We start from the raw sequence: 26,807 nt of genomic DNA on the forward strand, positions 1-26,807 counted from the left end.
TTGTTAGAACTGGCCACCAAAGCTAAAGTGCGTACGGCCGCCTTCGCTGCCTTTCGCAAAGTCGATACGGATTGGGCCAATTGGCGTTGACATACGAATACCGACACCAACACTGGTTTTAAGGTCATTAAGCTTGTACCCTTCGTCCTTCCAGGCATTACCGAAATCAGTGAATAGCACACCCTGGATTTTGCTAACAACCGGGAAGCGGTATTCAACAGAACCGGCAATCATTTTGTCGCCTTTGTACTGGTCGTCCTCATAGCCGCGGAGTGTGTCGGATCCACCGACTTCAAACCGGTTGGAATCCGAGATATGGCCACTGGCATAACCGACCGTCATCCGGGTGGCAATAACATGGTTATCATCGATTTTAAAATATTTACGCCCCTCGGCCGTATATTTGTTGAAACTAAAGTCACCGCCCAAAGCCTTGCCGGCAAATTCAGCCGACAGGGAATAACGGGCTCCCTCGGTTGGCGCAAATACGTTATCACGGGAATCAAACACGCGCATTAACGTAATGCTGCGAGTCAGACCAAAGTTATCTTTGAGATATTGTGGGTCTTTAGAATAATCTTCTCCACTTTTCCATTCGTCATATGTGTCTCTACGGTTTTTAAAGGTGATATAATTCTGGATATATTCACCTGATGGACGACCTAAAGTAATATCAACACCTTTACGATTTTTGTCGTAGGTTGCCTTCTCATCGTCGGTGCCATCCTTGTAATCGGTATACTCATTGGTCAAGTCGTATACGCTAAAGCTCAGCGAGGTTTGCTTGCTGTCAAGCCAGGGGCGGGTGAAGCTAACTTCATAGTTCCGGTCGCTGGCGCCGCCAAATTCCCAGTGAAACTTGACTTTGTCGCCGCTGCCTCTGAAGTTGTTGTCACCTACTTCAATGATACCCACCATACCATCGGCTTTACTATAACCGCCGCCGATGGAGAAGGTGCCGGTCTTTTGTTCAACAACATCAGCTTCCAGGACAACCGCATTGGGTTCTTTACCTGGATTCAGTTTCATATTGACATCTTCAAAGTAACCAAGGTTGTACACTTTCTGCATACTCCTGCGGGCATCCTTGGCATTAAACGGTTCTCCCGGTTTTACTTTCATTTCCCGGGTAATTACATTTTCCTTGGTTTTTTCGTTGCCTTTGATAACAATGCCTTCGAGAACACCCTCATTAATGGTTAATGTGAGTACTCCTCCCGGGCTCATCGCCACGTCACTTACCTTTGCCAGGATATATCCCTGATCATGGTAATATTGTTCAATGGCCCGCACGTTGGTATTAAGGGTTCTGGTGTTCAGGATACCATCTTTACTTGTTGTCACAAGTTCTTTAATTTTATCTGCAGACACTTTGGTATTGCCTTTGACAACAATGTCGGTTAAAGCGGGATTTTCCATAACGGTGTATACTACCTTAACGCCTTCCGGCACTTCCGTGAAGTTGGCCACAACGTCGAAAAAGTAGCCTAAATCATAGATAGCCTGCATATCTTGCTTGACTTTGTCAGCGGTCAAGGTGTCACCGGGCTGGATTTTGATCACACCGCGAATCGTGCTTTCGGCAACTTTATTCATGCCGGTAACGGTGATGGCAGTAGCCGTCTTGCCTTCAATCTCTGCGGCATAGGCCGGCAGGATTAACGTTACGGCCATACTTACTACCAATGCGGCAATAACAAGAATCTTGCAGCGTAGATCGGTCTTCATTCATTACCTCCTTATTGACTTACTGTTGACCTCGTAACGACTGTCCCGCTGTACGAATCAGCTTGTTAATCTCATCCGTTGTCAGCGGAGCTTCCTTACTATGGTCGGCACTAGAAGTAGCAGCGGATTTTTTTTGTTCTGTCGACTCTGAACTCTCACTAGCCTGCACAGTCTGCTTATAACCGGCAGATTGTGACTGGACCGGTGAAGGCTGAACAGTCGCCGTTGCCGGTGGCGACGGCGGGGGGCTATCGGGAGTAGTTATATTTTTAAGAGCAGGCGAAACCGGCACAGAACTTGTTTCCCCGGCCGGAGCCATCTGATCCCCGGATACCGGCTGAACATGAGGACGGTTAATCCCCCACCAGTAACTAACACCTACGCCGCAGACAGCCACGGTTACTGCCAATCCCAAAGCCAGACCATGCCGCAAGATCGGGTACTTAAAGCGCCACTGCCGGGAACGGTGAACTTCCCGGGCGTGAGTGAGTTCCGCCTGAGCTAAAAACAAATTGAGCTCGCCGCGAATGTCCTTGTCTTTGTTAAAAGCATGCTCAGCCTCGGAAAGCCATTGCTGCGCTGAGTTTAAATGCCTGTTAACATTTTGTTTGCAATCCGCCACATTCACCACCCCTATTATAAACACTAATTATATTCCTGTGAAGAGGCCAGATTCTGGTCATCGACAAATACGCAAAAACGGGCAAATATTGCGATTACCCCGATATATAGTAATTATTTCGAGTCATTACTACATGTTTGCTGATTTTTTGAATTATCGTTAGCTGCTTACCAGTTGCCCATCAATTTGGACAACATACCCCGCAAGCGGCGAATCCCCTGCTTCTGCAGGCGATAAACGTGTGATACGCTCAAACTCATGGAGTCAGCCAGCTCTTTGGGTTCGAAATCGTCAAGAAAAACACCGTGAAGTACTTGCTGTTCTTTTGCCGGCAGCCGCTGCATGGCAGTTTTCAACTGCTCAACCAGATAATTCTGCTCGGCCTGCGCAGCCACTTCCGCCTGAGCATCAACCAGGAGATCGGCGATGGTAGCCTGGCCGGCAGCATCATTAAGCGGACTGTCAATGTGCACCAGACCACTATCTTCGCGTTTCAGATGATCAACAATCCGGCCTTTGATGCGGTGTACGGCAAACAGACTGAAGGCAACCCCTCTGGTGTGGTCAAAATTTTCTACAGCTTCAATAAGCCCCACTGTTCCTTCCTGAATGATATCCAGCATGGCAGACTCAGACAGGCGCCAGTGCGCGGCTGTTTTAAAGACCAGCGGCTGATAGCTTTCGATAAGGCGGCGGCGGCTTTCCAGGTTGCCTTCTTCTTTAAAGCTTCGCCACAGACTGTGCTCTTCTGCCGGCAATAATATTTGAACATGTTTTAGTTCTGCCAAATACTGACTGAAAATCATTCTATCCGTCCTCTTTAGAAATTAACTTTTGTCTCTAGTATGAATAACCCATTATGGTCGCCGCCAAAGGTACCGCCGACGGCGATGCGTTTCGTCAAATCATACCTGAGACTTACACTGTTTGTTTTCTGATCCAGATCCATCGTATAGCTTAAGAGTAATTTATCGGTTAAATATTTACCAATTTCCAGATTGTAGCCCTGGAAGCTGCTATCGGAATTGTCTTTGCTGGCCTTGTTGCTGTAGGTATCAAATATCGAAGATTTTACAAAACGGAACTCATCCACTTTCAGGGCGTTTTGCATCGCGTTTTCAATTTCGCTGACAAAACGCATCTGCAAGCCCGCGTCCAGCAGACTGACCAACTGATCACGCCCCAATATACTATCCTGTTTGGACTGACCATTGGCTTTGGAAAAATCACCGCCGCGCAAAGTTAAGATTGTAATAATTTCCTGCTGACTCATCGGCGGATCAGAAGTCAGCAGAAGATTCATGGCTGTGGCCGGACCGTTAATTTCCAGATCGACACGTGTTTGCTGAAGCCTGGCGTTCGCCTTGAGCTTAATGATGGGTACAATCGAATGATGCTGGATAAATTCGGCACTGCCGCGTTCAATGTTAAAGCGGTTTGTCAAATATCTTACCGTGCCGCGCCGCGCTTCAATCCGGCCGGAAGCCTGCGGTTTTTGCAGAGTTCCGGCAAATTTAACTTTGCCTTCAGCCAGGAAATCATAGAGATAAGGATTATACATCCTGACTTTATTGCCCAGGGCAACCTCCACATCAAGTCCGGCATCCCAGTCAATTTCACCGCCTTCCGGCACAGCCGGAATATTAACGGTGGCATTGTCAATCGTTAACTTGCCATACAGTTGCGGCTTACCCTTTTCATTTGTTAATGATACCACACCGTCAAGCGGTCCGGCAAAGTATTTATGTTTTATTCCCAAATGTTCGAGCGTAAGCACTAAATTATAATCATCCAGCGATAGGCCTCTCAGACGGGCAGTACCACTTAAGGCATACGACCCGCCACCCATTCTGCCATCAAAATCGCTTATATCAATTGTATCATTTTTGAACTGAATCGCAATACCTACATTTTGGATAGGTTCGCCGAGGTCGGCAAATTTTATTGTACCATTGTTTACTGTTAGCTGTCCGTCCAGCGTAGGCTGAGCCAGTGTACCGCCGATCGTGACCTCGCCGGCAGTTGGGCCGGCAGCCCACGCTACATGTTTGGACAACATCGGCAGGATGCTTAAATCAGCATTATCAAGGCGTAGTTTAAGATCCATTCTGTCGGTCATATCGGCCTGGCTGCGTCCCTGGCTGTTCAGTGCTTTTAACGGAATTGTGCCATAAGCGCTCGCTTTATACGGCCCACGTTCCAAATAGAGCTGATTAACATGAATACTGCCTTTATTATAGATGAATAACCCATAGAGGTTATCAAAGGCGGCATTGGCGACACTGCCGTTTTGGATACCCAAAGATATGGCAACATTCGGGTCGGCGGTGGCGCCGGAAGCCTGAACGCTAAAACTAAACTTGCCGGTAGTGTCGACCGTGGTATCAAACAGAGCCGGTAAAATACCAGTCTCAATATCACGGCCGCCAACTTCCATATCTATGGTTCCGTCCAAATCTGCCTGTCCTCTGGCAAGCAATACTCCGTCAGCGCCCTGTTTGCCGGTAAATTTGTTGATGGTAATTACCCGGTTGTCAAGTTCGGCATCAATATCAATACTGTCAAGCCGATAATTTTTTATCCGGCCATCGGTAATCGCCCCCCGCAATAGCACATTGGGATTGGTCGTGGTGCCGCTTAAGGCGATCTCCCCGTTAAGCGTGCCGCGCACGCCACGGTCAGGCAGGTTTGCTATGGCTAAAATACCGGCCAATTCGCCGTTTTCCACCCTAAGTATACCGTCAATCGCCTTGGTATTTAAATCTGCCGCCCCGGCATAACTATACTCACCCGTGCCCTGACTAAAATGCAATTCACGGATATCCGCATGTCCGTCTTGATAGCTTAGGCGGGAAAATATATTCTTTATTTCCTGGCCGTTGAGGAAAATTCTCGGTGCTGCCAGCTGCCCGTCCAGTCTGGGACTGGCCAGCGTACCTGTTATCTGTCCATTTATATTTACCCTGCCGGCAACCGGATAGGGGTAATTAACCCGCAATTGACTTAGTCTCATATTTTCGGTTGTTACGGCAAAGTTCAAACTGCTGTCGGCTGCCATAGCTCCCGCCAGTTTTATATGAGTCCCCAAGGAGTCTACTTCAAGATTGTGAACAATAAGAGTGCCATCTTTACGCTCATAAGTACCTTCCGCTTTGGTAATAAGCTGCCCAAACAAACTGCCTTCCGTCAGTTTAACTTTTCCCTGTAAGGTTGGGTTTGTCAATGGCCCTGTCAGGATAAGGGTATGCTCCACATTGCCTGTCAGCGTAAATTCCGGCATAGCCAGCCGGGCAAAGGTCTCTGCCCGGGCGGCATGAGTGGTTACGGTAAGATTAAGTTCCGGCTCAGACCCGGCAAGCAGGATCGAGCCGTTAGCTTCATGGCTGGCTGTGCCGTCGCTAACCACAACCTGTGCCAGTTCCAGCCGCCCCGAATGCATAGTAAGCGCACCGGCAGCTTTTCCCAGCAATTGCTCGTTAGCCTGCAAACCGGTTATGTCAAAATTCAGCGCTATGCCGGGGGCGGTGGTTGTACCGGTAATCTCACCGTTAAACGCAGCGTTCCCGGCAAGTTTAATATTGCCAAATGCCGTTGCAGGCATAGCCTGCAGCGCAATGCCCTGACCATTAACCTTCATTGCCAGTTGATCGCCCTGAATAACACCACTGGCGGATGCAAACCCGTTATTAGGCAGCGCCGCATTTAAGTACTGTACGGTTGTTTGATTCCCGTTGCGTTCTACAAATGTTGACAAAGTATTATACGGTACTCCGTTCAGTTCTCCGGTTGTCAAGGTGACAGCGGCGACACCGGTCAGCGACTGCCAGTCAGTGCCTTGTCCGCTGACGGCAAGCTGGACTTGTCCCTTGCCGGTTATTTCAACCGGCAGATTTTCAATGGCAGCCACATCCAGGTTATCGCCGCTTAGCTGCAATTGAAAGCGGTTACTAACCGTATCCAGTTCACCTTTGGCCTGGATCTGTCCGCCCAACGTGCCGGCGGTTAAACTGTCGACGGTAAGCGTATTGCCGGCGTACTTAAGGTTAGCCTTGGCAGCCTCAAGGGAGTAATTGTCTATTGCCAGTTGGTCGGCGGTAAGTTTGGCGGCCACTACCGGGGCATGCAGCGTCCCGGTGACTTGCGCGTCAAACTTGACTATTCCCTTACAGGGTAAGCGGTCACTGAAGGCAGTGGGATCAAAACCATTTGAGCCCACTTTTAGGTCAAACACCGGCTGATCACCGGCAATGCCAATTTTTCCATATACCGTTACCGGCTGTTGGGCGACAAGGGCACGCCCGCTCGCTATGTAAACATTTTCATTGGTAAACTGAACGTTGCCATAGGCCTGTTCAACAGGTATCCCTGCTGTCTGGGCCGCGAGATTATCCAGTTCGAATTTTCCTGCGTAGCGCAAACCGGCAGGACTGTTGACCAGTGTAATCGCAACCTGTCTAAGCAGGCCGTTGCTAAATTCCACTTCGGTACCCGCAGGCAGCAGCGCCTGATAATCGGCAGGATTTAATGTATCGGCTGTAACACTAAGCCACAGACTGTTTTTTACATTGTTAAGTGATCCCTGGATGGCTAACGGCAGGGCATTATGACTGGCAGTCAAACTTGCGTCTACCGTTTGGCTGCCATTAACAATAAAATGTCCGTCAATTTCATGAAAATCCCATTCGCCTTGATGCGACTGCACCAGGATATCCGCCTGCTCAAGGACTACTTTTCCTTTAAATTCAGGACTGTCAGGCTTTGTTTGCTGTCGCAGGCATTCGGCATTCCATACGCCATTTGCTTCTTCTATCAAATGAATGGCCGGCTGGCGCAGTGTTATTGTGTTCAGCGCATCAATTGCGGTTTGACCGTGCAGCAGGCTAAGCAAGTTATACTGGATGACGACCTGCTTGACGGCAGCCATTTCCCGTCCCTCTTTATCAAATATTGTAACATCATCTACTGCGGCTGAAGTAAATCCGGCTGTTTGCAGCCGGCCAATTGTTACCTTTGTTCCCAGCGTCTCAGTTAATTCAGCGGCTAGCTTGCCTTCCAACTCAGAAAAAATAGTCTGTCTATACGCAGACCACCAGGTAAAGGCTGCCATGCCAACCATGATCACCAGGATAAGCGTTATGACTTTGGCTCGCATAGTTCGCCTCCTCGGCTTGTCGGTATTGTATAGTTCGACACCGCAGCCGGATCTTCCTTTCATTTTCTTATAATTTAAAAAGGGTTATTTTAACCTATTTGTTAAAATAACCCCTTACGAATATACAGACAGGACCTTATTGAACCGGCATACCCATCGCATTTTCGAGTTTAGCCCGGTTTAGATTGTAATCATATAAAGCTTGTACATAATCGTTCTTCGCGGAAGTCAGGGAAACCTGAGCATCGATAACGTCAATATTGGTGCCTACCCCGGCACTATAACGCACTTGCGCAATTTTGAAGTCCTCTTCACCACTTGCCACGGCTACTTTCGATGTGTTAATACGTTTTTCCGCTTCCTTCATGTTAAGATAAGCTTCACGAACGGCAAATTCCGCATTGTCCTTCGCCTGCCGCAGCTGCTCTTTTGCCTTGGCTAAGTCAGATTCCGCACCTTTGATCTCAGATTTGGTAGAACCGGCATCGAACAGGTTATAGCTGGCACTAATTCCAATTGACCAGGTATTATTATCCATTCCGGGAAAATCATCATCAGTCCATTTTTCGGATGCCACGGCATTTACGGAAAGCTTATTGCCACTTTTCGCAACTTTTATGCTGGCATTAGCGATATCAACACTGGTTGCCGCCTGTGCCAAATCCGGCCGGTGAGCAAGAGCATAGGTAATGCATTCCGCCAATGCTTTATCATAGTTTTCATATTTGAGTTCATCATTGATAGAAAGTTCCGTATCCTGCTGCAAACCGATAATATTATTAAGATCTGCTACGGCTATTTCATAATTATTTTTGGCGATAATCAAATTTTGTTCTGCACTGGCTTTCTCTGTTTCCGAGCGTAATACGTCGGATTTGGCCACTGTTCCGGCCTCAAACTGGGCCCGTACATTTTTTAGATGAGTAGTAAGCTGGTCTAGGGATTCTTCTCTAAGTTTAACCGTATTACGGGCTTGTAAGATTTTATAATAACCGCTAGTTGCATCCAGTTTGACTTGCTGCTTGGTTTTATCCAAGCCATAATTGGACGATTTTTCGCTAAGCTGCGCTTTTTCAATAGTGCCTTCTAATTTTCCGCCGGAATATAGGGGATATGTAAGATTAATACTATTGGTATAAGCAGTAGTCAAATAGTCAGGTTTAAGCAGTACTATAGGTGCATCTGTTAAATGCTGGTAATTATAAACATACGCAGCTGATCCTGTAGTCTTGTAACGACTGGCATCATGATTTAAAGTAAGTGAAGGTGACTTGCCCGCTTTTGCAACTTTTATATCCCAGTTTGCTTTTTCCACATCATATGCAGAGATTTTTATAGATGGGTTACTTTTGAGCGCCATGCCAATCGCATCATCCAGCGTAAGTTCTACCGAGGCGGCAAAGCCTGGCATAGCTGCCGCAGCCAATATGCCACCGATTAGCAAGGTTGTGGCGGTTTTAGGCAAACTTGCCGATAATCTAAATTTTGCCATGGAATTAATTAACCTCCTTGACGTTATATCGCTTTTTCTTAACTGACTATATAGTCAATACTTATAATTATAGGTTCAACTCCTGTTGGTGTCAATCGAAAGCTTTGTTAAAATGAACGGCGAACGCCAAAGAACGACGCCCTTTCCTCACGCCTGTTAAGACTGGACGCCTGGCCAATAAGAAAGGTATCCGGGGCCAACTGGTACTGTGTGCGGAGTTTGACCCGCACGTCATTGGGATCATAGGCATCCAGCGACATTTGCAGGTCCTTACTTAATTTCGCGTCCACCCCCACGCCTATTTTACCGTCAATAATACCCAGGCGCTGATTGATGTTTGCCATACTTTTACCAAATTGAAGATTTACTTTATTGTCCTCGCCAATATCATTAACGCCAATAACGGCAAAATCGCCGGGAGACGTATTGATGGTGACGTTTGCATTATTTTGGTATGTATGATCATCCGGATCATACAGCGATTCTATGCTGGCTTCTGTTTTAATGTTAGCGACCTTATCCAGCATTTGATTGGCCTTTGTCGATGCAGAACGGGCATTGCGCAGTGTCTCTTTAAGATTATTCGCTGTTTCCGGATCGGTTACCACTCCTTCCAGAGCGGCGGCCATCTTCTCGACCCTGATACTGGTTTGCCGCAGCGCAGTAATGGTTTCCCGCAATTCCCGGGCTGTCTGACCATTATTATCCACAGCGGCAAGCATACTGTCAACCCGGACGGCCGTACTCTTAAGACTGACCGACATATCTTTCAAATTACTGACCATAGCATTAATATCACTGTGGTTTTCATCAGCCATCAACGCTAATGTGGCGGCAAGTCGATTGAGATTATCGGTAATATCGCGGGTATTAAACGTGATTTGCTTAAGTGCTGCCCGGACCTTTTCATCGCCGATCACATCATTCAGCGACTGCACCAACAGTTTAACTTCCGCCAGGACCTGGTTGGCCGCTGCGATAAGTTCATCCATTCCCTGGGGGCTCTCGCCATATACCTGGTCATTCGGGGCTAAAAAGCCTGTCACATTCCGCGGTGGCAGAATATTAACAAATTTCTCCCCCAGTAAACCGTCTGAGCCGATAACAAAACTGGAACCTATCGGAACTTTTACGCCTGGTTTTAACATAATATCAGCCATTACACCGTCAGGCAATACCCGTACAGCGGCGACAGTGCCCACATCCACGCCGGCATAGCGCACAATATTACCAGGTTTTAAGCCGCTTACCTGACCAAAAAGTGCATGCACGGGGTATCCCTTATCCCCAAAGCTTATGCCGCTCAAATAAATGATCATGCCAGCAAGTAAAGCCAGGCCAGCTAACGTTGTGGCTCCTACTTTTGCTTCCGTATTCATACTCTGGACCTCCCTTTACCTTCCGGAAAGGCAGAGCCTCCCCGGATAAACTTGGCCATAATCGGATTGTCGGACTCTTTAATCATCTCCGGCGTACCGGTTTCGATAATGCAGCCCTCAAAAATCATGGCAATCCGGCTGGCTATGTGAAAAGCGCTTGACATGTCATGCGTTACAACAACCGAGGTGGCGTCAATCATACGCCTTGTACTGACAATCAGCCTGTCAATCGTGTTGGACATAATCGGGTCAAGCCCGGCCGTGGGCTCATCATACAGGACGATATGCGGATTAATGGCAATAGCCCGGGCCAGACTCACCCGTTTTTTCATGCCGCCTGACAGTTCGTTGGGCATTGCATTTTCCTGGCCTCTGAGTCCTACCATGCGCAATTTGCGACGCACGGTCCGCCATATTTCTTCTTCAGGCAGAGCCGTATGCTGCCGTAACCCGAAGGCCACATTTTCCCCCACTGACATGGAATCAAATAAAGCGGAATACTGAAAAACCATCCCCATTTCTAATCTGACTTGATTAAGCTCATCTTCCGTCATCCGGGTAATTTCCCGCCCATTTACCCAGATCTCGCCGGAAGTTGGTCTCAATAAGCCAATGATCAGTCTCAGCAAGGTACTTTTTCCCGAACCGCTGGGGCCAATGATAACCATGATTTCTCCTTGTTCAATTGTTAGGTTGATGTCTTTAAGGATTTGTTTTCCCTGAAAATTCATATTCACGTTAACTAGCTTAATCATGGTTAACCCCACATTTCCGGATAACTTGTTGACCTTAGTGTTAGCGGTATAGCGCCACCGACAAAAAATAGTTGCTGACGAAAATCAGAATGATGGACAATACGACGGAACCGGTTGTTGCTTTCCCCACACCTTCAGCACCTTGGGCGGTAGTTAGACCTTTATGACAGCCGATAATGGCAATAATGGCACCAAATACAACAGACTTAACCAGACCACCGATAATATCGTGTGGTACTGTGAAAACTTTGATGGAATTTAAAAAGGTAAATTCGCTGATGCCCGCATAAACTGTGGCAATCAGATAGCTGCCAATGGTGCCAATCACATCGGCAAATATGACCAGGATGGGCAGCATGATCATGCAGGCCAGCAGCCGGGGGACTACCAGATAAGCAACCGGATTAACAGCCATAACCCGCAGGGCATCAATCTGTTCCGTTACCTTCATAGAACCAATTTCGGCCGTAATGGCCGCCCCGACGCGCCCGGCAAAAACAATGCCAGTCAATACCGGTGACAACTCGCGCCCTAACGCAATCGCCATCACCCCGCCGACAGATGACTGCGCCCCGTATTTTATAAATTCATGGGCTGTCTGCACGGTCATCACCATACCGGTAAATAACAAAGTCAGCAGGACAATGGGCAGAGAATCTGCTCCTAAATGCGCCATTTGCCGTAACAAAAGCTTGCTCTTCACCTGGCGGACATAATAAACGGTTTGTCCAAATAGGATCAGCATTTGCCCAATACTTTCCAAAATATGAATGACGACTCTGCCAATTTTGGCACAAAATTCAATAAGCATAGTCCTATGTAACCCTCATACAATATTGTTAAGATTATGTTTAATAATTCAATAAATCTTTGCAATTCCCTCCTGGGGAATGTCTAAATTCCTATTCCATAAAATTCCCCTGTTGGGGAAATGAGAAAGAACCGTTTGTCCATACAAAAATGTAGGAAAAACGGTTCTTTCCAAAATTCGGTACGATAAAATTCTCGTCTTAAAAGCTCTAAGAAGATTATTTTTTTACATTAAGAACAAGCTGCGTATCACCATCGATGATGTAGTCAGTAGTAATACATACTTTGCGTTTACTGTCATCTTTTTTGGCTGCCGCCGCGGGTTTATTGGACGCAGCGCTGATATGCCGGGCATCTCCGTCTTTTTGAACTGCAGCACTAGGCAAAGCCGGACTGGGCGCGGTTTCAAATTTATCGATTGTCTTGGGCGCTTTTCCCTCGCCCGCCTGTACAGCGTCCGGACCGCTTGCTTCCAGAACTTCTACCACAATATCATTATTGCGGTCACGGTTAACCAGTTCGTTGACAGACTCGTCCAGCGATTTGGGACGCGCCTTGGCAATAAACAATTTGCTGAGATCGTCTTCGCCAGTTGCCCGTTTACCGATAAGCTGCGCTACCGATACCACTCCGCCGCCGCGTACCGACAGGTTGAGTGGCCCCGGCTGCCTGTCTTTGGGGACAGAATAAGCAATGTGCCGAATCACCGGTTCACTGCGGAAAGGCTTAATTTTTACAGCAATATCCACTGTGTCGCCGGACTTAACCGCATCGGTATTGGCCTTAGCCTCAACGATCGTAGCTGTCCGGCGCTCCGTATCCATAACAACGTTTACTTTCACATCCATAATATTGACAGGAACAAATTGGTTGCCGGCCAAAAGCGCCAGGGCTTCATGCAGCTCAGCAATTGCCAGTTCACCAATATTTCCCTGGGTATAAAACATATTTTCACGTTTAAACAAGCCGCCGGGAATTCCGTTCGCACTGATTTCAAAGTTCACTGTCGCCGTGCCGGAACCCGCACGGTCCGTCGTTTTCTCAATAGAATTAAAAACACTGACGGCTGAGAGAGTCGGTGCCAATTCTTCGTCCTGGATCACCTGAGCCCAGTAATCATTGGTACGTCCTAATGATTTGTCCGTAACAGTGATTCTAAGCGGAACAATACTGGGAAATTGGCCAAATTTACCGGCAACACCGGCTCCTCTGTCCTGATTAATCATGCCAATAGCTTCTGTTGCTGTCCCTACTTTGAAGGAATTTTCCAGTCCGGCCACCGTTGTATAAACATCCGCGTCTGTCAGGAAATAGTTTGCCTGCCCGCGTTTTAAGAAAGGATGGCCAAAGGCTAAAATTTTATCGCCTTCCACATAAGTAACGGTTCCTAAGGCCCCTAAGCTGAAGTCGCCGCGAACCAACTGGACACCGATCGTACTGCCCGGTTCTACTGTCTTGTAAGCAATCCCGTTATTATCATCAGATGTACTGGCGCCTACGTCATAAGGAATAAGATTATACGGTTTTAGTTTATCAGCAAGCATACGCAAAGCCTGTTCCCCAAAACCGGACGCCATGAGTGGCGTTGAAACCTTGTTTGCTTCCAATCCCGGCGTTGCCAATTCAGCCTGTCCACCATTAAGCTCCCATAATTTGAGCATATCGGCAATCGGTGTGACCATACCGATTTTGTGGTCAGTTAACGACCAGCCGTAGGCAATGGCCCCTACTAGTTTACCGTTAATGTAAACCGGACTGCCACTCATCCCCTGGGCAATTCCGCCGGTCCGCTCGATCACATCGCCAGAGGTGCGAACCAGAATGAGGTCGCCTGACGGCCCCTTTTGTTTCATGACATCCAGGACTTCTACGTCGAAATCTTCGATCTTATTGCCTGCAACAACCGTTTTGGCAATGCCATGCATTCCTTTGGAAATTTGGTCAACAGGCATAAACTCCGGCGCTGCCTGCACATAGGTAATCGGCAACACTAACAGCACAGCCAGTAGCGCTGTCAAGCAGCGCCTTATAAGTGTAGACAATACATTCATCCTTCCCGAAACTACTTCTTGAATGGTTCAATTTTAACTAATACGTCACCTGTTTTAACTTTATCACCAGGTCTAACCAATACGTCACGCACAACACCATCCACGTTGGCCCGCACTGCAGCCGCCGGCCCGGCAATGGTTTGAACATAAACCAAAATGTCGCCTTCCCTGGCTGTGGCACCAGGCGCAACAAGGCCGTTTGCCAAAACGCTGCCGCTCAATACGCCACGCTGCTCAACCGCTTGCCCGGCAGCTAAAACCCAGGTCATTAAACCGATGGTTAGTAATAGGGTAATAGCAATAATCCCTTTTTTATGTGCCATACACAACACCTGTCCTTAATTTGATTGAAAGGCCTTACCTACTTTTATTATAACGTATTTTTCTTAATTAGCAACACGGGAAGATACAATTACCAGCGCATCACCAACCCGTCTTTCGTGGCCATCGGAAGGATGGTTGACAATTTTACCTTTTACCACCATTTCACTCGAGCCGCCGCCATCAAGATTCATTGCATCCCGGGCTCCCAGTTCCTGCATAAATAGGGCTAATTCCAAAAGTGACATGCCAATGCTGTTATCCTGCCGTCCATCGACAACAACTATCAAAATGTGTCCGTCCGCTTTCAGGCCAATGGCTGTCCGCGGAGCGCGCCCACCTGCCACGTCGGAGCCAAATTGTTCGACTTTAGTTGATAAAAACACACTGCCGTCTTTTACCAGCATCGGGCCGGCCCCGAGTACATGCTCGGTCTTATCCCATTCCGTCCCCAGTGTTTGTTGTATTTTAACAATATCACCTACTTTGAGACAAGACAGTAAGTTAGCCGCCGCGCCGTGAGCCGACAAGACCACACCGTCAGACGGTATCGGCGAGTTACTGGCACGAATGGCCGTTATGTTGCCGTTGACAGCAACATATTCTGTTCCGTAATTATTACTGCCGGTCGAGGGAGCATAGGCTCCATTATATAAAATAAGCTCATTTTCACCGCGTTCCCGGTTAACAGCGTTAATCGGCACCGTTCTTCCGTCAGGCAGCTCCACTTTTCCCTCATATTGAACCTGATCAATAAATAATTTTCCGTCAGGCATAATTCCCAGCGCCGTCCGGGGAAGTTCCGGCGTGCTGATAATTTCCCCGTCCATTTTCAACAAACCGATAATCGTACCATCAAGACCGAAATAGGAACCATTCACACCGGCGAGTGCCGCAGCATGTTCAACCATCGGTGTAAGTGTTTCCAGCCCCTGTATGGCGCCATTAGAAAGAACCGGCTTCAAGGCAAAGCCCGCTTGGGAATCCAGATCAAGAATATGGGCCCATATCGGCCCGTTGGCTGTGGTCTTCCGCCATGATGTGTAGGTTAACCCGGGAGCGACATTGGTGACAAGCTTCTGGTCAGTTTTGATAATATCTACGACTACACGGTTAGGATTTTTCAGGGTAAATACTTTGTATTGGTACGTGTTTTTTAGATCAATGACGGCACTTAATTTACCTGCTTCCCCCGTCATTAGCCGCAGTTTATCCACGGTAGAATCATTAAAAACATACTGGGCGGCAGCCTTATTAACGACGCCCGGTAAATCAATAACCAGCTGCAACGGATTTTCCTGCGTTGTTACTGTGTACTCCGGCAAAGCGGTTACGTCAAATACAATGCGAACCGTATCTGCTGTCTGACTTGAGCGGATTTTATTCAAAACAGTACCTGTCGCGGCCCAGGCCACGCTCTGCAAAGCAAAAACAACAATAGCTGTTACGGCTATAAGTAATGAAATTTTCTGTTTTAACTGCTTAACCATGACAAAACACTCCTTAGGAGGCATAAAATGAATTGGAAAAGAAGGCCAGGCTATTTTTTAGCCTGGCCTTGAATGGTAGTTTTACTTAACTGGCGGTACAGCATATCGGCCAGCCCCATGCCACCTGCTTGTGCCATATTTTTGGTCAACTCGGTATCCAGCATGGATGTAAGCATCTGCTCTTCTCTGCTGTTGCCCAGCAAATTGCCTTTTGGCACCGTTTCCCGCATTTGGGTCAACATTAAATTCAGAAAAACAGCTTCCATATCCCGACAAGCAGTTCTAAGCTTAGCATCTTCGGCAGAAGTTTTTGCCGCGTCGGCGGTCTTCGCCCGTCCGGAATTCTGGATAGCTTTTTCCAGCCTATCGGCAAAAGCAGTTCCCTGCCCGGCTATGATCTCACTATTACCTGCAGGAACAGTAGTTGTTGGCATAAAGGAATTTGCATCGATTCGCACTCAATCACCACCTAGAGAAAAGTACCTGGGTTCACTACGAAACAATAAACGTTGAACACAATAAGGCAACTTCCATATCGTTATTCACTACATGATTTGGAGATCCGCATGTAATGCTCCCGCTGCTTTGATAGCCTGTAAAATAGCGATAATATCACGCGGTGTCGCTCCTACTGCATTCAGGGCTGTAACTACATCACCAACACTGGCTGATTCAGGCAATTCAACAAGACCGGCCTGCTGCTCCTTGGCATTCACAGTCGGATTGGCGGTTATAACCGTGCTTCCCTCTGAAAAAGGCGGCGGCTGCGAAACATCAATTGTCTGGCCGATTTTTACGGTAAGACCGCCTTGGGCGACGGCGACCTGATCGATCGTAACATTACTGCCGACCACCACGGTGCCTGTTCGCTCATTAATTACTACTTTCGCCGCATTGTCAGGCATAATGGCCAATTCTTCAATGGCAGCGATAAAACCAACTAAATTTTGCCGATAATACCGGGGTATGACAATATCGATTGTTCCCGGATCCCGGGCATCTGTTATCTGCCCAAAACGCTGATCGATTGCTTCGCTGATCCGACTGGCAGTGGTGAAATCAGGCTGGCTAAGCGACAACGTAATCTTTTCCTGGTCAGTAATTGGCATCGGCACTTCTTTTTCCACGAAAGCGCCATTAGGAACACTGCCTACCGTCGGGAAATTTTTTCGCTGGCTGGCACCACTGCCGCCGGCCACATAGCCCCCTGTTGACACTGCCCCCTGGCCGACAGCGTATATCTGACCATTTGCCGCCCTTAGCGGCGTCTGCAGCAACGTACCTCCCTGCAGATTTTTGGCATCGCCCATTGAGGATACCGTAATATCAATCGCGTCTCCCGGTTTGGCAAACGGGGGTAAATTCGCCGTTACCATAACGGCAGCCACATTTTTGGGTTTGAGATTTGACGCACTGATCATAACCCCAAATGATTTTAGCATATTAACAAGCGACTGATTGGTATAGGTAACTTTATCCGAATCACCGGTACCGGCTAAGCCTACCACCAGGCCATACCCTACTAACTGGTTATCCCTCACACCCTGTACCTTGGCCACATCTTTAATCCGCGTGCTGACCTGGGCGGCAGCCACTGCCGGAATGATCATACTTACAGCCAGTGCCACGGCCAGAAGGATTGCTGTTAATCTACGCATATGTCCTCCAGTATACCGATTATAATTTTTAGAACAGGAAATTGAAGATTTGAGTCAGTATCCCTTGCCGCTGCTTGCTGGCAAGCGGACCTTTGCCTTCAATCTTAAGCTGCGCATCCGCGACATTGCTTGATAATACCGTATTATCGACAGTAACATCTTCCGGTCTGACGAGTCCGGTGATCGTTATCTTCTGCTCATCGGCGTTTTGTTTGATTGTCTGGGTACCAGTCACAAACAACAATCCGTTTGGCTTGACTTCTGTTACCTTAACGGTAACACGCCCGGTCACTTTATTCGTGTTGGAGATGGAGCCCTGGGATTTAAAGCTGTCGGAAGCAGAGCCGCTTACAGGGTTAATAAAAGTAAACAGGCCTGTGCCGGCGCCCAGGTTCGCGCTCGCGCTTTTCGAGTTGGCCGCGTTGCCGGTACGATTGGCGCTGGTAGACTCATTGATCACAATGGTAATCACATCGCCCACACCATGCGCCCGGTGGTCGAAAAACAGATTGGCGGCCGGTGCGTTATCTACCCACAGGGAATTAGCTTCCGCATACACTACGGAACCCATAACAAGCGTAAGTACCAATAAAAACCCTACAATCTTGCGCACAATTTCTCACCTTACTTTTTTATAGCATTATCCGGACAGTTGTTTCATCCATTACCTGACCGGTAATTACTTTTCTAGAACTAGAATTTTTCACTTGGATATACTCGCCCTCGCTACCGTTTTTCAACGCGATACCAGGCATTGTTACTTCAATGTTGCCGGTTTTAGCAACAATGTTGACGGGTTTGCCGGTAGTGATCAGCACTGGCTTGTCCAACATGCTTTCCGTTATAATCAGTCCGGCAGTCAGCTGACGCTTGACCGACTTTCCTAGTATTTTACTACTGTCGGAAAAATATCCCGGTGGCAGCCGGCCGATATCACGCTGTTCAAACGTGATGCTGTCAGGCGTTATTATCTCACCAGCCGGCAGAACGCGGCTGGTAACAGCAACCGGAGCGTATTTTTTAATGTCAAACCGAAGCGTTACCGTTGAAACCGGCTGACCGTCGACTTGGACAGTAACGCCGACACTGGTTGGCGCATTATAACGAATCCCATAGGGCGCCTTAACGGCAAAGCTGATATTGCCCGGCGGCACCAAAATATCCCGTGGCTGACCACTTGCGGTAATCGTTGCCTCCCCGGCCACATTGGCTTTCAGATACTGTTCAGCCTGACTAACAAACTGACTGCCAGTCACCGGTTGTGATAATGCCGTTACTTTGACAGTAGCCGGAATGCTCCAGTCAATATCCGCCAAATCGACCCTGGCCCTATTCAGTCGCGCCATGATAATCTCACGGGAAAGTACAAAACTCTGACCCGGTTGGGGGGAACGGCCCAGCTTAATCTGCCCCATTTCAACGATACGGTTACTGTTTTCGCCGGAAATACCGGCAATATCCCCCAGAGTAAAATATGGTCCGGCTACCTGCACCTCACTGTCAAGCCTCACTGCCAGTTCCTGCGCCTCTACTTGCTGGCCGGTAAAGAATATACCGGCAATACATAGGATGACCATGGTAAGCCGGCATAGGTTATAGTTCATGCTTTATATCCTACCGTTTAAGGGCAGCAGCTTTTTCGAGCATATCGTCAGCGGTGGTAATCGCTTTGGAATTAATCTCATAAGCCCGCTGTGCCACAATCATGTTAACCATTTCTTCCACTACCTGCACATTGGACGATTCAAGGTATTGTTGTAGCAGTTTACCGGCGCCGTCTTCGCCCGGATTGCCGACAACCGGTGCGCCGGAAGCAACCGTTTCCTTGAGTAAATTATGGCCAACACTGGATAAGCCGGCAGGATTAATAAACCGCGCCAGAGTAATTTGCCCCAGTTCTTCCGTTGTGTCAGATAGAGTAGCTGTAACAATTCCTTCTGCCGAAATAGTGATTTGAGTCGTACCATCAGGAACTGTCATTGCCGGTTCCAGCAAATAACCGTCAGCCGTTACAATCCTTCCCTGTCCGTCCGTTGTAAAGGAACCGTCGCGGGTATAAGCCAGCGTCCCGTCCGCCATGGTAATTTGGAAAAAGCCATTCCCTTCAATGGCAACATCTAGGTCTTTGCCTGTACTCTGGGGGTTACCCGAAGTATAGATTTTTTCAGTGGCCACTTGCCGCACGCCGTGTCCAATCTGGATGCCTGTCGGCACTTCGGTGTCAGCACCGGTGGAAGCACCGGCCTGGCGCAAAGTCTGGTACATCAAATCCTGAAAGTTATTGCGAGTTTTTTTGAAGCCGGTCGTGTTTACGTTAGCCAGATTGTTGGAAATGACATCAAGATTAGCCTGTTGGGCAGTCATGCCTGTCGCAGCCGTCCATAATGCTCGAATCATTAGTATTACCCCCAAATATTATTTTACCAGCCTGCCTCTGTCGATCAGCAGTGTGAGGGCCTCCGTCCCGGTCCAGCCCTATCATACTAATTATCGGTTATTTTCGCAAAAAATTAATTACTATCTCGCCAGTTTAAACCTTGCCTACTTCATTAACGGCCTTATCAAGCAGTTCGTCATGGGTTTGCACGGTCTTGGCATTTACTTCATAGGCCCGGTACCCACTAATTAAATTAACCATTTCCGAAACAACGTTTACATTGGATTGTTCCAGACACCCCTGCTCGACTGTTCCGGTTGCCGGCCGGCCGTTATTGGCTGCCCGGAACAGGCTGGCGCCTTCTTTTACTAATTGACGTTCATTGTCAAACTCAACCACTTGCAGCTGCCCGACATTAGTGCCATCGACAGTTACTATACCTGAGCCGTTGACTGTAACCGTGCCTTCAGGCAGTTGAATAGGGCCACCGTTTTGACCAAGTACCAGTTGACCGTCACTGTTTACCAACTGTCCCCGGGAATTCCGGGTAAAGGAGCCATTCCGGGTATAACGTATGCCGGCTTGTGTCTGAATAGCAAAAAAGCCCCTGCCCTCAATGGCAAAGTCGAGGGGGTTGCCTGTCGTCCGCACACTGCCGGTAGTATGTATGGTAGCTACCTCATCAATCAAGGTACCAACTCCCATGCTGCCAATAACCGGTGCATCGCCACCATCGTTAATGCGCCGAATTAATATATTGGCAAAATCCTTGGATATAGCCACATCCTTTTTATAACCGGTCGTACTGCCGTTTGCCAAATTATTGGCAATCGTATCAGCCCGTGTGGTTTCAGCAAGCATACCGGATGCCGCTGTATAAATTCCCCGAATCATGGTATCACCTCTCTAAATATTATCGAAATTTTAGTCCATTTTCTTAATACCAAGATTTGGTCATTCTCAATAGTATCTATAAAAAGGCTTACCATTACCCAGCCAAATTCCCTTTTTTGAGGGTTGTCAGCGTATCCTGCAAACTTTCAAGCGTATCGAGTGCCTTACCGGTACCCAGGGCTACGCAGGACAAGGGGTCTTCCGCCAAATAGGTAGGTATACCGGTTTCCTGATTGATTAACTTGTCCAGACCATGAATCAATGAACCCCCGCCCGTCATGACAATCCCGCGATCGACAATATCAGCGGCTAATTCCGGCGGTGTTTTTTCAAGTACCGACTTAACGCATTCCACAATCAACAATACCGGTTCTGACAAGGCCTCGCGCGTTTCGCTCGAGCTCATACGAATGGTTTTGGGTAAGCCGGATACTAAATCCCTGCCGCGAATCTCCATTGTTTCATTACGACCATTCGGGTAAGCCGTCGCAATAGCAACTTTTATTTCCTCGGCGGTACGCTCACCAATAAGAATATTATATTCCTTTTTAACATGGCGAATTAGCGCCTCATCAAACTTATCGCCGCCAATTCTGAGGGATTCACTCACAACGATGCCGCCAAGGCTGAGGACGGCAACATCAGTAGTCCCACCGCCAATATCAACAACCATTGCCCCACACGGTTCAGAAATTTCAAGACCAGCGCCAAGAGCAGCCGCCAACGGCTCTTCAATAAGATAAGTTTTCCGAGCACCGGCTTGCATAGCGGCTTCCAGTACAGCCCGTTTTTCTACAGTTGTCACGCCTGAGGGAATACAAACCATAATTCTGGGCTTAAAAAAGATATTTTTGCCTGCCACTTTTTGAATAAAATGTCTGAGCATGCTTTCCGTTGTGTCATAATCGGCAATAACTCCCTCGCGCAGCGGACGAATAGCAATAATATTGCCCGGTGTCCGCCCTAACATCCGTCGTGCTTCTTCACCTATGGCCAAAATGCGGTTAGAGTCGCGGTCAATGGCAACTACCGATGGTTCTCTCAATACAATTCCTTTTCCCTTTATGTATACTAAAACGTTGGCTGTTCCTAGATCGACGCCAATATCCATTGTTCCAAACATGTAAAAATCCAATCCCCCTTCAATTTATATACTACGCACTAAAGATTCTTGCAAAGCGTCCTCGTCTGTATCGGCAACACTTTTAATGCGTAATATAATTTTATGCCTCCAAGCCTGTCCACCTTATACGTAAGAAAAACTTGGCTTATGCCAAGTCCTCGGAGACAGCAGCAAAGCCTTAAATTTTTCTATTCGGCGGCCAGTACATGTTGCCAAACTTGCCATTTCTTAGCAGTTGAAAAAAAAAAGAAGCAGCAATCAGTTAATCATAAGTGAATAAATAATTCTACAAATAATTTAAAAGTCCTCTATTTTTCGCTATGATTCTAACATATATCGTTTAACTTTTGACTTAATCCTCTTTTTCTTCTTTGTATTTTTTTCTGGTAGCTTCGCCGCCGCGAATATGACGTTCCGCCTTATTAAGTTCCAGGATATTTTTAACTTTGGCCGCTAACCGCTTATTGATTTCCGGAAGACGCTCAATCATATCTTTATGAACCGTGCTCTTGCTCACACCAAAAACAGCAGCTGTCTGGCGTACTGTATGCTTGGTTTCCAAGATGTGATTGCATATATCCAGAACCCGCTTGCGAATGTATTCTTTCATTCATTCTCTTCCCCCTCGCGCCCGTCCTTTTAGCTCTTTGCTACCATGTATATGCGCCAGCGGGGTGAAGCAGAATCTCTGATTTTTAAATATTTTTACAATACCTGCTACATACAACGTGCTAAAGAATTTCGCAGGCGGGTGGTGTGTTGGTTTCATGAAAAAAGAGGCTGTGGTAAACTTATTGCTAAGTCGCTCCACAACCTCTTTGTGATTTGCTTTTACTCGGCCTTAAGAATAGCGGGGAATAGTTCCTGAGGATCAATATATTCCCGGCTTTCCTCAAGCTGAACAGCCAAATGCAAATGCGGCTCAGGCTCAGCCAAACTAATTCCCATCGCTCCTATCGGCCTGCCAACCTTTACCGCTGTCTTTTCCTGTATGGCAACACTGGCGAGAGAACTGTAGTAAATGGCGTATTGACCGCTCTTTACCACTACGGTAAGCCCATATTGCGCATCTGTATAAATGCTAAGCACTTCGCCGTTGGCCAGCACCGGTACAATTTGCCCTTCCTCTCCCCCGATGTCAACACCATTATGATAGCGCCAATCCTGATATACCGGCTGAAATTGCCAGCCAAAATTATAGAGTATGGTACCATCTTTAAGATCATTAATGGTTTGGCCGTCATAGCCACTGTCGTCTGAATTTGCTTTTTGCTGTATTTGATCATCGATTGCGGGCGAAACTTCCGCGGTGGCCCCTGAAGCTGCCGGCGGTATATCGGTCGCCGGCGCTAAAGGCGACGGCACAACTTCTTCCGCTACCGGCGAGCTTTTACTTGCCGGCGGATTTATAGAAGGATTCATTGTACTCAAAATAATAAACAATAGCAGTGATGCCAGCGATAGTAATATGGCGGCTGTCACGATAGGTCCTAATTGGCTGAAACGTGTCACCTTCGTAATAATTTTTCCAGGCATAAAATCACCTCACGGATAGTATGCCCAGTTACCCAGCCGTTGAAACACTAACGAACCCTATAGATTTAGGATCCGAAAATATTCTTAATAGCAACACCTGTATAATAATATGTCAAAATTTGTCGAAAATTACGATTCTCTTTTGCCTGTCCGTTGGCCCCATATTGGCATAAGCCAACACCATGGCCATAACCGGTTGTGCGAAATACAAATTTGTCGCCCATTGCTTCGACAGAAAACTTTGTCGAACGCAAATCCAGCTTTTGGCGAACCTCCTGCCCAGACAGGACTTTAGAGCCAATGCGTACTTTATTTACCCGGCCTGAAGCTGTAAGATCAATAATGCCGGCTACATTGCCGCTGCCATTACTCTGAGCAGCGGCCATAATACCGGCATCCGGCCCTAAACTCATTTCCAGTTCGGCAAGCGATAGTACCTTAGTATCCTGGTAACGGGGGGAAGCCTGATCCCAGCTGCAGGCGACGCTTTGCAAATAAGGGTAGTCAAAGCCCCAAACCTCCTGGGCACTGGCGGTACGCTCCCCGCTGGTGGAATGAAATACCGCATTGATCGGTTCCCCGTTATAGGTAATGATCAGCCCTCGCGTCTGGTCGACGGCTTGGCTGACTTTGCGCCAGTATTTACCGTAATTACCTTGCCATTTTTCTTTTAGTTTGGTTTCATCATACCAGGCCTGACTGTCTTTGTGATCGGTAGATACATCGGCGCCAGGATGTTCGGCTGATCCGGCACCACCAAAAGCCGCCATATGCTTAACTGCATAGGTTCTTGCTGCAACCGCCTGGGCCTTAAGAGCTTCCAGTTCAAACTCAGCCGGCATTTCTGCAGCGACAACGCCCTTTACGTAATCCTCTAAATTCATGGATACAATCTGATTCATTTCATGCCTATAGACTTTAATCGTAATATCCTCACCCCGGTAAGCGGCAGGCTGATTTATGGTCGATTCTCTGTTCCGGTCTGATAGCCCCAGGACAACTATTGCTGGAATAACAATAACTGCACCTATTACCAAAAGAATACTATAGATGGCCATATGCCGCACTTACTCACCTTCTTTAGCCCTCGCATCATGATAAGGCTCCTATATTCATACTATGCAAACAAGCCATCCAATATGCAGAAAATGAACTTAGGTAAAAAGCATAAAACGAGACTGCTTGTCGGTCCCCCGTAAAGCAATCTCGCTCTTTATTATCCTATTATAATTATTAGTTCTAACAAAGCCCTACTGTTGAACCCGCTTGATATCCGCACCAATACTGCGGAATTTTTCTACTAGGTGGTCATACCCCCGGTCTATATGATGAATATAGCCGATTTCGGTTTGGCCGTCGGCAACCAGGCCTGCCAGCACAAGTGCCGCCCCGGCTCTAAGATCGGTGGCCTTCACCGGACAACCGGTAAGTTTCGCTACCCCTTCGACCACAGCGCTGCGGCCATCTATTTTTATCGACGCACCCATCCGTTTTAACTCATCAACATGCATGAAGCGATTTTCAAAAACAGTTTCGGTTACAATACTAGTTCCTTGCGCCATGGTCATCAGTGCCATGAACTGGGCTTGCATATCTGTCGGGAAGCCAGGATAAGGCAAGGTTTTAATATCAACAGCGCGAACCGTGCCGTCACTGCGAACTCTCACTCCATTCACATCTTCTTCAATGAAAATACCTGCTTCTTTAAGTTTGGCAATAACCGGCTTTAAATGTTCCGTTAACGCATTCTCTACATAGACGTCGCCGCCGGTCATAGCAGCCGCTACCATATAGGTTCCCGCCTCAATTCTGTCGGGAATAACACAATGACAGGCACCTTTTAACTCGCTAACACCTTCAATCCGAATCATTTTGGTGCCGGCACCACGGATATTGGCTCCCATATGATTGAGCATATTGGCCAGATCCACAATCTCCGGTTCTTCCGCCGGATTCTCAATAATGGTCTGACCTTTGGCCATGCTTGCCGCCATCATAATATTTTCAGTGGCACCAACACTGGGAAAGTCCAGATAAATTCTTGCTGCCTTTAAGCCTTGAGGAGCTCTGGCTTCAATAAAGCCGTGGCCCATAACGATTTCAGCACCAAGTGCTTCAAACCCCTTAAGGTGCAAATCAATTGGTCTGGTACCAATTGCACAGCCTCCGGGCAGTGATATTTTGGCACAGCCTTCCCTGGCCAACAGCGGGCCCATAACCAAAAAGGATGCTCGCATTTTGCGGACAAGATCATAAGGCGCTTCACAAGCCGCAATCTTGCTGCTATCAACATAAAGTGTGCCTGGTTCAATTTTAACCGCCGCTCCCAGGTGCGACAACACCTCGGCAATTGTGCGGACATCTTCAAGATCTGGTATTTCTTCTAAAGTGCTGGGGGTTGTACCCAATAATGTTGCCGCAATAACCGGCAGCACGGCGTTTTTAGCTCCGCTGACTTTTACTGTGCCATAGAGCCGGTTTCCCCCGTGAACAATTAATTTTTCCACAAAATTTCCTCCCACCACAGCGGTAAGTACAATGGTAAATTCCCTAGACTAGTTTATCATTACCGTGGTAGCTAAAGCAAGAGCCCTAAGTCTAATAATAATATAAAATAAAGCCTTTATCTTCAGTTTTGCCAGTATTTAGGCACGTTATTCCATGTAAATTATGGTCACCAAAAAATAAATCTCCAAATAAAAAACTGCCACGCCTCGCCGCAATGACTGAAATTAGTTTCTCTAATCCTTATCATTGCGAACGAAGGCCGCAGCAATTTTAATTAGTTGCTACCCTTATTTTCTTTCAGCAACCTTAAGGCGCATCATAGCCCGTTTCAAAGCTACTTCCGCCCGCCGGACATCGGTGTCGGGCAAAGGACTCCGCAAGCGATTCTCGGCCCGTTCTTTGGCGGACTCAGCGCGTTCAATATCGATTTCTGCCGGTAGTTCAGCGCAGCTTGCCAGGATGGTTATTTTTTGCGGCCGCACTTCAATAAAGCCGCCGCACAGGGCAAACTGCTGCTCACCCTCGTCGGTTTGAATCCTGAGGGGCCAGATGTCAAGTCCGGCGATGAGCGGGGCATGCCCTGGCAGGATGCCCAGGTCGCCGTCGGTCGCTCTGGCTATGACCATGTTGACGTCGGCGGAATAGACCATCCGGTCAGGAGTAACAATATCCAGCCGAATTGTAGTGGCCATGGTTTATTCCCCCTTCATCTGCTGGGCCTTTTCCACTGCTTCCTCAATTGTTCCTACCATATAGAAAGCCGTTTCCGGCAGTTCGTCGTATTTGCCGCTCAGGATTTCTTTGAAGCCGCGGATGGTTTCTTTGAGCGGTACGTATTTGCCGGGGGTGCCGGTGAAGGCTTCGGCTACGAAGAACGGCTGGCTGAGGAATCTTTGAATTTTCCTGGCCCG

General features: G+C 47.7%; 23 protein-coding genes and 1 pseudogene. All 24 read right to left on the minus strand.

The annotated features are described in order from the left end of the window. Nucleotides 1-3: 3 nt before the first annotated feature. Nucleotides 4-1,728 carry a BamA/OMP85 family outer membrane protein gene (locus BLR65_RS05290; RefSeq protein WP_093793145.1) on the minus strand — a complete coding sequence of 575 codons (1,725 nt, stop codon included), beginning with the start codon at nt 1,726-1,728 and terminating at the stop codon, nt 4-6. 19 nt (nt 1,729-1,747) lie between these two features. Beyond that, entirely contained in the window at nt 1,748-2,350 is a 603-nt protein-coding gene (locus BLR65_RS05295; protein WP_093793146.1) for an FUSC family protein, read from the minus strand. 167 nt (nt 2,351-2,517) lie between these two features. Next, nucleotides 2,518-3,156 (minus strand): sigma-70 family RNA polymerase sigma factor, encoded by a 639-nt coding sequence (locus tag BLR65_RS05300; RefSeq protein ID WP_093793147.1) that lies wholly within the window; start codon nt 3,154-3,156, stop codon nt 2,518-2,520. Between the two features lie 14 nt (nt 3,157-3,170). Continuing rightward, nucleotides 3,171-7,502 (minus strand): translocation/assembly module TamB domain-containing protein, encoded by a 4,332-nt coding sequence (locus BLR65_RS05305; protein WP_169716873.1) that lies wholly within the window; start codon nt 7,500-7,502, stop codon nt 3,171-3,173. Nucleotides 7,503-7,638: 136 nt separating this feature from the next. Continuing rightward, complete coding sequence (locus tag BLR65_RS05310; RefSeq protein ID WP_093793149.1) at nt 7,639-8,994, minus strand: TolC family protein; 1,356 nt, start codon at nt 8,992-8,994, stop codon at nt 7,639-7,641. A 107-nt stretch (nt 8,995-9,101) separates the two neighbouring features. Next, nucleotides 9,102-10,373 (minus strand): MlaD family protein, encoded by a 1,272-nt coding sequence (locus BLR65_RS05315; protein ID WP_093793150.1) that lies wholly within the window; start codon nt 10,371-10,373, stop codon nt 9,102-9,104. Next, on the minus strand, nt 10,370-11,128 hold the full coding sequence (locus BLR65_RS05320; RefSeq protein WP_093793151.1) for an ABC transporter ATP-binding protein: 759 nt from the start codon (nt 11,126-11,128) through the stop codon (nt 10,370-10,372). Before BLR65_RS05320 ends, BLR65_RS05315 begins: the two co-directional genes overlap by 4 nt. 40 nt (nt 11,129-11,168) lie before the next feature. Beyond that, nucleotides 11,169-11,939 (minus strand): MlaE family ABC transporter permease, encoded by a 771-nt coding sequence (locus BLR65_RS05325; protein ID WP_093793152.1) that lies wholly within the window; start codon nt 11,937-11,939, stop codon nt 11,169-11,171. Nucleotides 11,940-12,156: 217 nt separating this feature from the next. After that, a complete protein-coding gene (locus BLR65_RS05330; protein WP_245692451.1) occupies nt 12,157-13,989 on the minus strand; it encodes a SpoIVB peptidase S55 domain-containing protein in 1,833 nt (610 codons plus the stop codon). A gap of 11 nt (nt 13,990-14,000) precedes the next feature. Continuing rightward, the gene (locus tag BLR65_RS05335) at nt 14,001-14,312 is read right to left on the minus strand and encodes a biotin/lipoyl-containing protein (RefSeq protein ID WP_093793154.1); all 312 of its coding nucleotides are present in this window, start codon (nt 14,310-14,312) and stop codon (nt 14,001-14,003) included. 63 nt (nt 14,313-14,375) lie between these two features. After that, the gene (locus BLR65_RS05340) at nt 14,376-15,800 is read right to left on the minus strand and encodes a phosphodiester glycosidase family protein (protein ID WP_093793155.1); all 1,425 of its coding nucleotides are present in this window, start codon (nt 15,798-15,800) and stop codon (nt 14,376-14,378) included. A 50-nt stretch (nt 15,801-15,850) separates the two neighbouring features. Further along, nucleotides 15,851-16,258 (minus strand): rod-binding protein, encoded by a 408-nt coding sequence (locus tag BLR65_RS05345; RefSeq protein ID WP_245692453.1) that lies wholly within the window; start codon nt 16,256-16,258, stop codon nt 15,851-15,853. Between the two features lie 87 nt (nt 16,259-16,345). Further along, nucleotides 16,346-17,458 (minus strand): flagellar basal body P-ring protein FlgI, encoded by a 1,113-nt coding sequence (locus BLR65_RS05350; protein ID WP_093793156.1) that lies wholly within the window; start codon nt 17,456-17,458, stop codon nt 16,346-16,348. Nucleotides 17,459-17,486: 28 nt separating this feature from the next. Beyond that, the gene (locus tag BLR65_RS05355) at nt 17,487-18,029 is read right to left on the minus strand and encodes a flagellar basal body L-ring protein FlgH (RefSeq protein ID WP_093793176.1); all 543 of its coding nucleotides are present in this window, start codon (nt 18,027-18,029) and stop codon (nt 17,487-17,489) included. 61 nt (nt 18,030-18,090) lie between these two features. Continuing rightward, nucleotides 18,091-19,062: a flagellar basal body P-ring formation chaperone FlgA gene (gene flgA, locus BLR65_RS05360; protein ID WP_093793157.1), complete on the minus strand. Its 972-nt coding sequence runs from the start codon at nt 19,060-19,062 to the stop codon at nt 18,091-18,093. 10 nt (nt 19,063-19,072) lie between these two features. Further along, on the minus strand, nt 19,073-19,855 hold the full coding sequence (gene flgG, locus BLR65_RS05365; RefSeq protein ID WP_093793158.1) for a flagellar basal-body rod protein FlgG: 783 nt from the start codon (nt 19,853-19,855) through the stop codon (nt 19,073-19,075). A 133-nt stretch (nt 19,856-19,988) separates the two neighbouring features. Then, nucleotides 19,989-20,729: a flagellar basal-body rod protein FlgF gene (gene flgF, locus BLR65_RS05370; RefSeq protein ID WP_093793159.1), complete on the minus strand. Its 741-nt coding sequence runs from the start codon at nt 20,727-20,729 to the stop codon at nt 19,989-19,991. Between the two features lie 94 nt (nt 20,730-20,823). Next, nucleotides 20,824-21,852, minus strand: coding sequence for a rod shape-determining protein (mreB, locus tag BLR65_RS05375; RefSeq protein WP_093793160.1), 1,029 nt, complete (start codon nt 21,850-21,852; stop codon nt 20,824-20,826). Between the two features lie 352 nt (nt 21,853-22,204). Continuing rightward, the gene (spoIIID, locus tag BLR65_RS05380) at nt 22,205-22,462 is read right to left on the minus strand and encodes a sporulation transcriptional regulator SpoIIID (RefSeq protein WP_093793161.1); all 258 of its coding nucleotides are present in this window, start codon (nt 22,460-22,462) and stop codon (nt 22,205-22,207) included. Nucleotides 22,463-22,683: 221 nt separating this feature from the next. Beyond that, a complete protein-coding gene (locus BLR65_RS05385; protein ID WP_093793162.1) occupies nt 22,684-23,388 on the minus strand; it encodes a M23 family metallopeptidase in 705 nt (234 codons plus the stop codon). Nucleotides 23,389-23,453: 65 nt separating this feature from the next. After that, nucleotides 23,454-24,446 (minus strand): stage II sporulation protein D, encoded by a 993-nt coding sequence (spoIID, locus tag BLR65_RS05390; RefSeq protein ID WP_245692469.1) that lies wholly within the window; start codon nt 24,444-24,446, stop codon nt 23,454-23,456. A gap of 192 nt (nt 24,447-24,638) precedes the next feature. After that, nucleotides 24,639-25,895, minus strand: coding sequence for a UDP-N-acetylglucosamine 1-carboxyvinyltransferase (murA, locus tag BLR65_RS05395; RefSeq protein ID WP_093793164.1), 1,257 nt, complete (start codon nt 25,893-25,895; stop codon nt 24,639-24,641). 288 nt (nt 25,896-26,183) lie between these two features. Continuing rightward, on the minus strand, nt 26,184-26,588 hold the full coding sequence (locus tag BLR65_RS05400; protein WP_093793165.1) for a F0F1 ATP synthase subunit epsilon: 405 nt from the start codon (nt 26,586-26,588) through the stop codon (nt 26,184-26,186). 3 nt (nt 26,589-26,591) lie between these two features. Beyond that, nucleotides 26,592-26,807, minus strand: a pseudogene (locus BLR65_RS05405) (F0F1 ATP synthase subunit beta); the annotation flags it as partial.

The organism is Sporomusa acidovorans, from assembly GCF_900101845.1.
GTDB lineage: Bacteria > Bacillota > Negativicutes > Sporomusales > Sporomusaceae > Sporomusa > Sporomusa acidovorans.